The sequence below is a fragment of the Pelagibacterium mangrovi genome (genome assembly GCF_036662815.1).
Taxonomy (GTDB): Bacteria; Pseudomonadota; Alphaproteobacteria; order Rhizobiales; family Devosiaceae; genus Pelagibacterium; species Pelagibacterium mangrovi.
In genome coordinates this window covers 322,511-332,937 of sequence record NZ_JBAFXA010000006.1, presented here as the reverse complement: position 1 = coordinate 332,937, position 10,427 = coordinate 322,511, and the positions used below count along the sequence as shown (strand labels likewise).

At 60.1% G+C, this 10,427-nt stretch carries 19 protein-coding genes; 8 read left to right on the top strand and 11 right to left on the bottom strand.

The window, feature by feature from the left end; translation table 11 throughout:
- Positions 1 to 112 precede the first annotated feature (112 nt).
- From V4T21_RS12900 to V4T21_RS12870, 7 genes are all read right to left on the bottom strand, one after another.
- Entirely contained in the window at positions 113 to 355 is a 243-nt protein-coding gene (locus tag V4T21_RS12900; protein WP_332717435.1) for a hypothetical protein, read from the bottom strand.
- 165 nt (positions 356 to 520) lie between these two features.
- Positions 521 to 847, bottom strand: coding sequence for a hypothetical protein (locus tag V4T21_RS12895; RefSeq protein ID WP_332717432.1), 327 nt, complete (start codon positions 845 to 847; stop codon positions 521 to 523).
- Complete coding sequence (locus V4T21_RS12890) at positions 844 to 1,197, bottom strand: hypothetical protein (RefSeq protein ID WP_332717429.1); 354 nt, start codon at positions 1,195 to 1,197, stop codon at positions 844 to 846. Before V4T21_RS12890 ends, V4T21_RS12895 begins: the two co-directional genes overlap by 4 nt.
- A complete protein-coding gene (locus tag V4T21_RS12885; protein ID WP_332717426.1) occupies positions 1,194 to 1,502 on the bottom strand; it encodes a hypothetical protein in 309 nt (102 codons plus the stop codon). Before V4T21_RS12885 ends, V4T21_RS12890 begins: the two co-directional genes overlap by 4 nt.
- Entirely contained in the window at positions 1,499 to 1,744 is a 246-nt protein-coding gene (locus tag V4T21_RS12880) for a hypothetical protein (RefSeq protein WP_332717423.1), read from the bottom strand. Before V4T21_RS12880 ends, V4T21_RS12885 begins: the two co-directional genes overlap by 4 nt.
- Positions 1,741 to 2,268: a hypothetical protein gene (locus tag V4T21_RS12875; protein WP_332717420.1), complete on the bottom strand. Its 528-nt coding sequence runs from the start codon at positions 2,266 to 2,268 to the stop codon at positions 1,741 to 1,743. The genes V4T21_RS12880 and V4T21_RS12875 overlap by 4 nt, the downstream gene beginning before the upstream one ends.
- A 68-nt stretch (positions 2,269 to 2,336) precedes the next feature.
- On the bottom strand, positions 2,337 to 2,636 hold the full coding sequence (locus tag V4T21_RS12870; protein ID WP_332717417.1) for a hypothetical protein: 300 nt from the start codon (positions 2,634 to 2,636) through the stop codon (positions 2,337 to 2,339).
- A gap of 163 nt (positions 2,637 to 2,799) precedes the next feature.
- Here V4T21_RS12870 and V4T21_RS12865 point away from each other — a divergent pair, with 163 nt between their 5' ends.
- Both V4T21_RS12865 and V4T21_RS12860 read left to right on the top strand, forming a co-directional pair.
- Positions 2,800 to 3,045 (top strand): hypothetical protein, encoded by a 246-nt coding sequence (locus tag V4T21_RS12865; protein WP_332717415.1) that lies wholly within the window; start codon positions 2,800 to 2,802, stop codon positions 3,043 to 3,045.
- Positions 3,046 to 3,048: 3 nt separating this feature from the next.
- A complete protein-coding gene (locus V4T21_RS12860; RefSeq protein WP_332717412.1) occupies positions 3,049 to 3,360 on the top strand; it encodes a hypothetical protein in 312 nt (103 codons plus the stop codon).
- A gap of 459 nt (positions 3,361 to 3,819) precedes the next feature.
- Here V4T21_RS12860 and V4T21_RS12855 read toward each other — a convergent pair whose 3' ends face one another.
- Genes V4T21_RS12855 through V4T21_RS12840 form a run of 4 tightly spaced genes read right to left on the bottom strand, consistent with a single transcriptional unit; the run spans position 3,820 to position 5,279 of the window.
- Entirely contained in the window at positions 3,820 to 4,083 is a 264-nt protein-coding gene (locus V4T21_RS12855; RefSeq protein WP_332717409.1) for a hypothetical protein, read from the bottom strand.
- Positions 4,076 to 4,366 (bottom strand): hypothetical protein, encoded by a 291-nt coding sequence (locus tag V4T21_RS12850; protein ID WP_332717406.1) that lies wholly within the window; start codon positions 4,364 to 4,366, stop codon positions 4,076 to 4,078. Before V4T21_RS12850 ends, V4T21_RS12855 begins: the two co-directional genes overlap by 8 nt.
- On the bottom strand, positions 4,363 to 4,596 hold the full coding sequence (locus V4T21_RS12845; RefSeq protein WP_332717403.1) for a hypothetical protein: 234 nt from the start codon (positions 4,594 to 4,596) through the stop codon (positions 4,363 to 4,365). Before V4T21_RS12845 ends, V4T21_RS12850 begins: the two co-directional genes overlap by 4 nt.
- Complete coding sequence (locus V4T21_RS12840) at positions 4,593 to 5,279, bottom strand: S24 family peptidase (RefSeq protein WP_332717400.1); 687 nt, start codon at positions 5,277 to 5,279, stop codon at positions 4,593 to 4,595. Before V4T21_RS12840 ends, V4T21_RS12845 begins: the two co-directional genes overlap by 4 nt.
- A 390-nt stretch (positions 5,280 to 5,669) precedes the next feature.
- Here V4T21_RS12840 and V4T21_RS12835 point away from each other — a divergent pair, with 390 nt between their 5' ends.
- The 6 genes from V4T21_RS12835 to V4T21_RS12810 are packed head-to-tail and all read left to right on the top strand — an operon-like array spanning position 5,670 to position 10,016.
- Positions 5,670 to 5,906 carry a hypothetical protein gene (locus V4T21_RS12835; protein ID WP_332717397.1) on the top strand — a complete coding sequence of 79 codons (237 nt, stop codon included), beginning with the start codon at positions 5,670 to 5,672 and terminating at the stop codon, positions 5,904 to 5,906.
- Entirely contained in the window at positions 5,903 to 6,964 is a 1,062-nt protein-coding gene (locus V4T21_RS12830) for a ParB/RepB/Spo0J family partition protein (RefSeq protein WP_332717394.1), read from the top strand. Before V4T21_RS12835 ends, V4T21_RS12830 begins: the two co-directional genes overlap by 4 nt.
- Positions 6,957 to 7,310, top strand: a complete 354-nt coding sequence (locus V4T21_RS12825; protein WP_332717391.1) for a hypothetical protein — start codon at positions 6,957 to 6,959, stop codon at positions 7,308 to 7,310. The genes V4T21_RS12830 and V4T21_RS12825 overlap by 8 nt, the downstream gene beginning before the upstream one ends.
- On the top strand, positions 7,307 to 8,881 hold the full coding sequence (locus V4T21_RS12820; protein ID WP_332717388.1) for a DEAD/DEAH box helicase: 1,575 nt from the start codon (positions 7,307 to 7,309) through the stop codon (positions 8,879 to 8,881). Before V4T21_RS12825 ends, V4T21_RS12820 begins: the two co-directional genes overlap by 4 nt.
- Positions 8,878 to 9,798, top strand: coding sequence for a toprim domain-containing protein (locus V4T21_RS12815; protein WP_332717386.1), 921 nt, complete (start codon positions 8,878 to 8,880; stop codon positions 9,796 to 9,798). The genes V4T21_RS12820 and V4T21_RS12815 overlap by 4 nt, the downstream gene beginning before the upstream one ends.
- Positions 9,795 to 10,016, top strand: a complete 222-nt coding sequence (locus V4T21_RS12810) for a hypothetical protein (RefSeq protein ID WP_332717383.1) — start codon at positions 9,795 to 9,797, stop codon at positions 10,014 to 10,016. Before V4T21_RS12815 ends, V4T21_RS12810 begins: the two co-directional genes overlap by 4 nt.
- Positions 10,017 to 10,427: the final 411 nt, after the last annotated feature.

Below are 10,427 nucleotides of genomic sequence, written 5' to 3'. Positions count from 1 at the left end.
CCGCGCCGGGCCTCGGCCCGCAATGAAGCAGGTTTGATGGCGTCCCGAAAGTAGATCCTGCACGCTTCGTTAAGAGTGAGGGCGGTGTCGTCCGTGATGACGTCAGGATGGTTCATTGTATCATCCTCGACATTTGAATGAACGCAGCCCGGATCAGCTCGAAACCATCGGGCGCATGTGTCGCGTCACATCTCGCGTTTATCCAGCCCGACCGATACCCTGGGGACCGATTAGGGCCGGGCTCGATATCGTCAAGGCGGTGTTCGCGGTAGCCCGCCACCACGTCATCGGTCGGATAGGCGGCAACGTCCCATTCGTCACGCGGCGGAAACACAGTACCGAGCGCCTCAGTCATCGTACCATCCCGCCGCCGTCCTCAGCGCCGCAATGGCCCAGAAGGCCACAGCGACCCACCAGAGCCATGCGACTGTCAGGTTGAAGCCAAACGGCTCACCCGCTCCGACAGCGCTCCTGGCGCACCCCAGAGCGATTAAGGCGCAGGCAAATGTCCATGTGATCCTCATGCCGCCCCACCCGGTGAAACCTTTGCCATGGATCCCCGCAGCGACGTAATTGCGTCGGTCATGGAGCCATCGTCATTGATCGCGTTTTCGATCAGGGTGATGGCCTCGTCAGCCACAACGGCCAACAGGTGCAACCGCCTTTCCAAGGCGACGATTGTTCGGGAGTTACGCTCACGCTCGGCAAGGATGGCGCGGGCGATGGCACCGACGAAGTTGTCAAATGTCGCCTCTGGGGAGCCGTCGTCCTCCGTGCGCACCCATCCGATGGTAGCTATCTCAGCAGCGTCCCACACGTCTTGCGGAATATCGTCAGGCCGGTTCATGCGGCACCTGCCAGTCCGGCCAGAAGGGCTTCCGGCACCCCGGCATCGTTCAGCCACCCCGGGTCATATTGGGCGAATGCCCGCAGGTAGCGGCCTCTCACGGCAATGCCGTCCAGATCGGTGACCTTCATCGTCAGTAACCGCTTGATCGCGCGTTCTTCGGCCTCGCTGTACCGCCCGACCTGATGATCGCTCGGAGCGGTGGCTGCGGCCGTCCTAAGCGCGCAGTGGTGCATTATGGCTTCGACCAGCGCGTCGTCGTGGTAGCCGATGGACCGCGCCGCCGCCCGCTGGAGGGTGAACAGCGCATTGACGACTTTTTCGCCGGCAGGGAAAACATCGGTGCTCATGCTGCACTCCCTTCATTGGCCGGAAACGTAGCTGGACGCTCCACAGCCGCAAGCTCCGCGACAAAAGCCTCCATATCGAAGGAGTTGCTCGCCTCTAAACCGAACTCGTAGAAGCTGGTAAACACCGTGATCTGAACAGCTAGACCCCGCGCCGTGGCAGGAGTGAAGCTGAGAATCTTCGCTTCGGCGTCTCGGAATTTCTCGTAGGCCACGTTATTTTCGGCTTCGGTTTCTGCCTTCGCCAGATTGTCATATGCCGCTGCCCACTCCTGATAGGCCGCTAGGATTTTCTTGTCGGGGCTCATTTTGTGCGCTCCGCGTCGTGCTTTGCTATGCGGTCCACGACTTGATCGAGCGCTTTTTCGGTGCGGCTCGTTACGGCATACGCCAGGGTTGTGATGGTGTCTTCGGCCTGGACAGTGGGCGACGAACGGTCGACGCCGAAATTCATGTCTTCAAGCTTTGCCGCAAGCGCCTCGGCGAGCGCCTGGATCACTACGAGGTCGTTCCGCGCGTTGCAGGCTGCATCTTCCATGTGCTGGCTCATGCGAGTTCTCCCCGCGCTTGGGCCGTGCGATTTTCGCTAGCCCGGCTGCGGCAGAACATGACCCCATCTGCGTTCGTGAAGTGGCCGGGCTGGTCGCCCTCCGAACGCGAAACCCAAAACGACAGAATGGTGGGGTCGTATTCTATTGCTGCGTCCCGGAAGGCGGTGAGCGCAGTTTCAAATTTCGCCTCGCGCTCGTCCTCGCTTGGGTGAACGGAAGGGCGCTTGGCGAAGGCCAGAAGACGCGCCCAGAACTCGTCGCGCCCATCCGACTCCATCTCCGCCATCTCGACGACGATCTGCATGGCGAGGTCTTTTGCCGTGACCGGCGACATGTGGTCAGTGATGATCTGCTGCAATTCGACGTAGCGAGCATGGGAAATCTGTAGGGCTTCATCGTCGCCGGCCCGGCATAGTTCGTCAGTGCGCTCGCGGACCTCCAGCCATTCCGCGAATAAGTTCGCGATGGTCTGGCCGGGGATTTGAGCGGCGGGGTGATCTGATGTATGAATCGTTTTGACCATATGAACCTCCAACGGTCTTTGGTTGAAGGCTCGGGAAAAGGTGACAGCCTGCCCGAGCCGTTTTCGTCTCAGGCAGCGTGCAGCCGCAGTTCCATGAGGGAAAGAAGCAGCGCCTCGATCGCCGCGCGATCAAAGCTGTCCGGCGAGTGCATGTTGTGCGGCCGCAGGTACGCGGCCTTGCGTTGCAGGTCGACTGTGTTGCGCGGCTTGGCATCGATCAAGTCGAACAGCGCACGTTCTTCGGCGTCGCTGGCCGCGCTGAAAACAGGGTTTACCGTGCCGTCTGGGTCCACGCTGTCGGGGGCTTCCTCAAGCCTAGCGACGGCAGCTACGTGATCGGCTATGAGCCGGATGATGGTTCGCGTCATGTGTGCCTCCAACGGTTGACGTTGCAGTAACCATATCGGTTTTTTAACCGAAGTCAATGCGATTAGGTTAAAAAACCGATTATGATTTTTCCGCCTTTTGAGACTCGACTCGATTCCGTTTCTGGTCCTTTATGAGAACATAATAGGAACATTGGAGGCAAAAATGGTCACCTATTACGTGGTGCAGTCGTTCAAGAGGGGTAAGCGGGGCGCCCTGTTGCCGGACCAATCCCGGCAGGCGAGGGACCAGCATCATTGCGAAATGCTCGCCGAAAGACTCGCAGAAACTTGCCACGCGGTTGTCGCTTTCTCGCGGGCAGGCGACCCCACAACCGGTGACTGGGAGGACGCCCAGTTGATTGCTCAGTATGGTCCATTGCCCGACGAGCTTATGGAAATGGCGGGGTAGGGAATGTCCAAGGAAGTCACAGAGTTCGTCGTGATCGCGCCGGCGACCATGGGCAAGGCCGTGGAATATGCCGAAGATCGGATTCTGACGCGCCTGTCACGATCGTTCCCCGGCTACTCATTTCAGATCGAGCCCTTCGGCCCCTTCGTTCAAGAGGACGAGTTCAGCGTCATTCCGATGATGGGGGTAGTGGGGGAAGGGACCGCGCCGCTGGAGCCGGGCGAGACCCTGCGGGATAGATACCCGCCGAAGTGGCTCCTGGGAGCCATCAAGGAAGTGCTCAAGGAGTTCGAGCTGGCGCCCGGGCTGAATTGAGCCCCACCAAAGCCACAATCACTCACGAGCTTGTGACATGCCCTGTTGCGGCGGATTTCCCAGCCACGGGGCCGGGCCGGCCTGTCGAGAAAGCCCCCAAGCTTCGGCAGGTCGGTCCGCTCGGGGCGGTCTAGATATCGGAAAGCTGTTGCTGAGCTGCGGCAATACGCCGATTTATCGAATGGCGCTGCCGAGCTGTGCGTTTTGTGCCCTGGCGCTTATGCGGCTTGCAGAGCAGGCATCCCGCCCGAGTGGATTTCGGGCCTTTTCTCTTGTGGTGCATATCGATCTCCGGTCAAAGCCGGTGCGCCCCTATGACGCCCGGCTATGATGTGGAGATGATCGTGTTCGTGTCTCATGCCTTCAAACTAGGCCCGGCTTGGGGAAAAGAAAACCCCGCCGGAGCGGGGTATGGGGGTCAGGGAGTTTGAGCTAGGGGTGGGGGTGAATTGATGGGTTCTAAAGGAAGCGTATCAGCAAGCCCACAACGCCCACGAGCGCTGCGCAGATCACAAACAATCCCGGATACCCCGGCAGGCGTTTGATCTCGCCCTTAATTTCCGCAACATCGCGCGACAAAAGGTCGACCTTTCCGTCGAGCTTTTCAAACTGCTTTTCGAGAAGTGTAACGCGGGCTTCCAAATCATCACCTCTTGGCGGCTCGCCGCCTTGGCTACCTTCAATATAGGGCGAGCTTGAGACGAGGGAAAGATGCTTAGCCATTTTCGGATGCCCATTCTTCGACAACATCGGCCATGAGGAACTTCACGACGCCGCAATTCATGCAATGGAGCGAATAGGTCGCGAAGTATCGCGTGCCGTCAACATGCGTTTGCCGACCTCTCGCGGCCAGCATATTAGCCCCAACTTCTTCAGCATGGATTGACCACTCGTTCTTCCCGCAGTCGTGGCAGTCCTTCTCAATCCCTTTAGCCGTGATGAAGTTCTGAACTTGTTCGGCGGTTGCCGGTTTGCGGTGTTCAATATGATCCGTCTCTGTTGTCATAAATCCCCCTCGGTAAAACGCTTCCCCTTGAGCCCTGTCGGCTTCCCGCTCTCCGCCGCCTGGTGCGCCAGCGCCAGCACTTCGAGCCACGCGCCGACCTTGGGCGGTATCTCGGCCAGTCCCAGCGCATAGGCTTCGGTTAGGCTTTCATCGCATCCCAGCGCCTCGGCGAGCGTCTCATTGGTCCAGCGTAGGATTTCGAGGCATTGGGCGTAGCGTTCGGGGGTCATCGCCTATTGTACTTCCCTACGACCCGATGGCAGATCGGCCACTCCTTCCGATGCTCATCGAAGGTTTTGGCCGGGTTGAACTGCTCCAGGTGCCATACCTGATCGTTGAAGCCGTTCAGCTGCTTGATAATGCATTCCGCCTCATCGTTGGGCGGGTTGTGGAACAAGACCACGTCCGTTTCCCGTTGCGGCGGAAGGCGGGGATTGATCAATGCCGTGTCTCCGGGACGGTAGGCCGGTATCATCGACTCCCCCACGATCAGAACTCCGTACCCGTCCTTCACATGCTCTAAGACTGCCGGCCGCTTCACATATTCAATCGGGTCGAATGTGATGATGACGTGTCCGTCCCCACCCATCGTGGCGGCATAAACCGGAAGGCTCTTATCCTGGGTGACGAGGGACGCGCCTGGAATGATGGAGACAGGATCGCCTTTTGTGCGCTCCTCACCTAGGCCGTGGCCTTCGCCCGTCAGGAGCCACGATGCCGAGGTTTGGAGAACGGGAGCCAAGGCATCGACCGTTCGCGAATTCACGCCGGCATTTATGTCACCCGCCTGCACTTTGCGGCGCATGTTGCGTATGGCATCCAATGAAAGCCCAGCTTCTCTGGAGGCCGCGGTTGCGGACATGCTCAGTGCCTCTAGGCGGGCTTCGATTCTGTCGAGAACATCTTTCAACATGGCGACCTCAAATTATCCCATGGGTTATTAAACCGCCATCGGTTTAAAGACCGTTGACATAATCGGTTAAATAACCGATAAAGAGCTATGCCGCATGTTTCGCACATCATCGCATTGGCCGACGCTTGGCTGGTCGCCACGGGCTTAAGAGAGACGACTTTGAGCAACCGATTGTTCGGTGAAAGCAAGAAGCTTTCCCTCTTGCGTAGCGGGTCCGACCTGACGACCGGCCGATATCGTATGGCAGTGCGGTGGTTTGCAGAAAATTGGCCCGAGAACACGGACTGGCCCGACTTTATCCCAATGCCGGAGCAGGCCGCCTGACACGAATTTAACCGGGTCGGGCAGTCGAAGTGAGAACCGCGCCAGACCCCAAACATAGGTGAGAAAATGCGTGACGAGATCACGACCGGCGAAGCTGCGCCGAAAATCATAGCGCCACGTGAGGCCAGGGCGATGGAACTCAGGGCGGCACTTGTGCAGTTCATCGATGCGTGCGCCGACGCTCCTGGGCCGAACGGCGGCCTGCGTCATATCAGCGTGTTTGCCAAATGCACCTTTTCCAAGTTGGAACTGCGCCGCGCCCTCAACCGGTTCTGCGATGCGAGCGGGGTCGCGCGGCTATGATCAAGTCTCGGCAGATCACGATTGTTCCTTTGGCCGATATCGTCCTCGACGAGGGTCCGCGTCCTATTGAGCCTGATGCGGTTTCGCGATTGGCGCGATCGATGTCGGAAATCGGGATGCATACTCCGGTTGTCGTGACGCTCGAGCGGTTCGATACGGACGAACGAGGTCGCAACGACCGGCTCATCTATCGTGTGGTCACTGGCCGCCACCGCATCGCCGCTGCTCGCACACTAGGCTGGACGGAAATCGAAACCATCCGGTTCGAAGAAAACGGGGCGATCCCGGAACTTGGCGATATCGATGTGCTGACCGAAATGTGGGCCCTCGCGGAGAACCTGCATCGGGCGGGCCTGACGAAGCAGCAACGGGACGAACAAATCCGGCGATACGCGGAATTGATCGAACTGCGCGAGCATCAATCGCCGCAAATTGACGCGATTGAAAGTCAGAGGGAGGACGGAAAGGGACACAGACCGAAAGGCGTGGCCTCCAAGGTTGCCGATGAAACGGGTCTCTCCAAATCCACCGTCGAGCGCGCCCTGAACCCTGAGCGTGTCGCCGCCGAAAAGGAGCGGCGAGAGGCGGAGAAGGCACAGCGTCAGGACGAAAGAGCCGAGTTCGACCGCCAGCGCGAAGCGAACCAAGAAAACCTGCCCGACCACCTCAAGGCCTACAATGCGCGGAAGGTTGAGCGTATCGCGGCGCGCGGCGCCACCAAGGCTGACGACGCCGAACGGATCGAATTCCTCTTGGCCGAGAACGACGAACTGCGCGAAGCCAACGCCTCGCTCGAAGCCGAGGTCGCCGCGTTCAAGGTCGACAACGGCAAATGGCAGGACATGAAGGTCCAGTTCGAGCGGGGCGGGTTCGAAAAGGTCATCGCCGACAAGGACGAGGAAATCCGTGTCCTGCTGACGCGCGTCGAAACCGAAAGCGCGGACAAGGTCAAATGGATGAACTCCTCGAAATTCTGGAAGGCGGAAGCCGAGAAGCTGGGGTATGGCGACGATGACCTGATCCCACTCGCCCCGAAGAAAGGCGGTGGCAATGGCTGACCCTGCCGCCATCCTTGATCGGGTCCGCTTCTACGGCGCGAACATCGTGCTCGACGGTGACCAGCTGCGCCTGATCAACAGCCGCAAGCTGCCGTCGGAGGCGAGGGCGCATCTTGCGGAGCATCGGGAAGCCATCGCCGACCTACTGCGGCGAGACCGGGAGGATGCGCTCGAGGAGCGGGCCGCAATTATCGAGTTCGACGCCGGCGCACCGCGCGAATGGGCTGAGGCGTTCGCCAAGTTCCTTATCCGATCCAAGCCGAAGGGCGTCGATGAGATCGAATGGTCATGGTTCATCACCACCTGCGGCCGGATGATCGATGAAGCGCCGAGGGCAGTGGCATGAACATGCTGGCCCACAAGGAAATCCTCCTGCGCGGATATCAGGCCGATGTTCTCGACAATGCCCGCGGTGGGATCAAGCTCGGCCTTCGCCGGCAGGTGGTGGTCGCTCCGACCGGCGCCGGCAAGACGGAAATGGCTATGAAGATCATCCAGGAGGCCGAGGCGAAAGGGTCTCGGGTTTGGTTCATCGTCGACCGCGTAACCCTCATTGACCAGACTTCGGAGCGCTTCGGATCATACGGCATCGATCACGGGGTCATCCAGGCCGACCACTTCCTGACCGATTATTCCAAGCCGATCCAGATCGTCAGCGCTCAGACCTTGGCTCGCCGGTCCAATTACGACCTGCCCGACCTGATCATCTGGGATGAGTGCCATTCCCGATACAAGGCGGTTTCAGATCTGATCGCGCGCGTCGACCGCGCCAAAGTCATCGGGCTTACGGCAACGCCTTTCACCGCCGGTATGGCGGAAGATTGGGACGGACTGGTCAACTCGATCACCGTCAACGAATTGATCGCCCAGGGCTACCTCGCGCCGCTTAGGATCAAGGCCTGCGTCACGCCTGACATGAAAGACGCCAAGAAGAAATTCAACGGCGAGTACGAGGAAGAGGAAGCCGGCCAGCGCGGCATCACCGTTATCGGCGATGTCGTCCAGACGTGGATTTCGCAGACCGCCAAGCACTTCGGTGGCCCGGTCAAGACCATCGTGTTTTCGCCCTCGGTCAAACATGGCGCAGAGCTTTGCCGTCAGTTCGCTGACGCTGGCTATAATTTCCACCAGATCAGCTATCTCGATGGCGGCACCGACGACCGACGCGAGAAGATCGCCGAGTTCCGCAAGGCCGACAGCGCCATAGATGGTCTCGTGTCCTGCGCGGTTCTGACCAAGGGTTTCGATGTGCCGGACGTTCTGTGTGGCATCTCGTGCCGCCCCTACGCGAAATCGTTCTCCTCACACATTCAGGAGATGGGGCGCGTCATGCGCACCGCGCCGGGCAAGGAGTTCGGCCTTTGGCTCGACCATTCCGGCAACTGCATATCCTTCGCCGACGACACGTCGTGGCTCTACCACTACGGGGTCGACCGCCTGTCGAACGCCCAGAAGAAAGACAGCGTCACGCGCGAGCCGACCGAGAAGGTAAAGCGCGAGCGATTCTGTGGGGAATGTGGCACCCAGATGGAGCCCGGCGCGGAGCGTTGCGAGTGCGGATGGCAAAGGCCAGCGCGGGGCGAAATCCAAACTGTGGAAGGCACGCTCATCGATTTCGAGCTGTCGACAAAAACCGCATTCCAACCACGAAAGGGCTTGCGAGCCGACTGTCTCAAAGACCCCCGCCGGGTGTGGAATGCGGCTTTGACCTACTGCTTTGCCAACTCGCGGAAGGGGCCAGAAGTTGCCCGGAAATGGGCGTATGGCATTTGGGCCGGCGTCTATCCCGGTAGCAAACTGCCCCACGGCCTTTTTGACATGAAGCATGAGGCCCATAGGGTTTCGGTCGATGAATACGGTCTTATCGAGCGAGAGGTAAAGCGCTTTCGGAAGAATAACCGGAGGAGTGCGGCATGACACTCGATGACGCGATCGTCCAAGCGTGCAACTCGGTGGGGATCGTTCCGCCGCGCGCCAAACAGGCCGGCAAATGGCATCGCACCGATACCGAAGGCAAGAACGGCAAGGGCGACGGCAGCGTCATCTTCGACGAGGACCGCGTCACGGCCTACAACTGGCAGACCGGCGACAACACGACCGTATGGCTCAAGAACGAGTTCACCGTCGAGGAACGCAGGAAGATTGCACGCCGTCGCGCCGATGACGGACGCAAAGAACGTGAGCGTGCCGCAAAGGCTGCTGAGTTGGCCAACTCCCTTCTTTCCGTCAGCCGGATGGGAACGCATCAATACCTCGCGGCCAAGGGGTTTGCGGGCGAAAAAGCGCCCATCATCGGGGCCGATAAGGTTCGGTCTATAGCCGGTAGCTATCTCGTGCCGACCGGCGGGCAGGAGGCGATTATCGTCCCGGCGCGCGGCGGTAGCGGAATTTCCAGTTTGCAGCTGATCTGGGAGAGCGGGGAGAAAAAGTTCCTGTTCGGTGGCAGTATGTCCGGAGCCGCCCATCGGATCGCGTCGGGCAGGGCCACATGGCTTTGCGAGGGCTACGCCACCGCCCTTTCGATCCGCACCGCCTTATCGGGGCTAAGCCGCCGAGATGGTGTGGTCGTGTGCTTTTCGGCTTCCAACATCGTCAAGGTTGCGCGGGCCGTCGAAGGCCGTTGCTATATCGCCGCCGATCATGACGCCCCTCCGAAGGCCAAGCCGGACCAGTTCGGCGGCATGGGGGCCGGTGAGTATTTCGCCATGCAGTCGGGCAAACCCTACACCATGCCGCCTGAGCTCGGCGACGACTTCAACGACATGCACCAGTCGGAGGGCATCTTCGCCGTCCAACGCGTCCTGGCCAAGCTGATCCGGGAGGCTCGGCCATGAGGTTGCGGGACAATCGGGAGCGGCGGGCCTTGAAATATCTCATGTCGCGCCGGTGCGTATCTGCCGGCGATCTGGGTGCGGCGGCTATCGCGGGTGAGGTCCACCGCCGATCTCCAGTGGCCACGAGCGACCTCGGCGTGAAGATTGGTCTTCATTTCGTCAAGCGCGGCATCGCGCGGGTGAACAAATACAACCGGTTCGAATGGGTGCCGAAATGACGGAGCGATACTTCGACGAACAGTTGCAGGCGTGGGTAACCGTGTGCCCGCCTGGAAGGGCAAAAGGGGCTCTCACGGTCCAGGGCTTCCGGGGCGCAAAGGCGTCAGGTTGGCGCGCCGCCAAGAGTGCATCCCAGTCCCGCGCATGGACTGGCACAGCAGCGAGAGGCCGCAAGAAGCGATCCGAATAGTTTGATTTGGACATAAGCCCAGCCCGTCCGTCGGGGTTCCGGCCAAGCGAAAGCGGAGGCTACGGAAGGCACCAATGATGAACGAAGCGGGATACCGCCGTCCATGGAAGCGGGATACCGCTCACGCGTCGGTCGGCTGGCTGGCTGACGTTTGTGATCCGCTGCTCGTGACGCACCGGTAGCGCTGACAGGGTAACCCCAGCGCGCTCCTCCCAAGAGG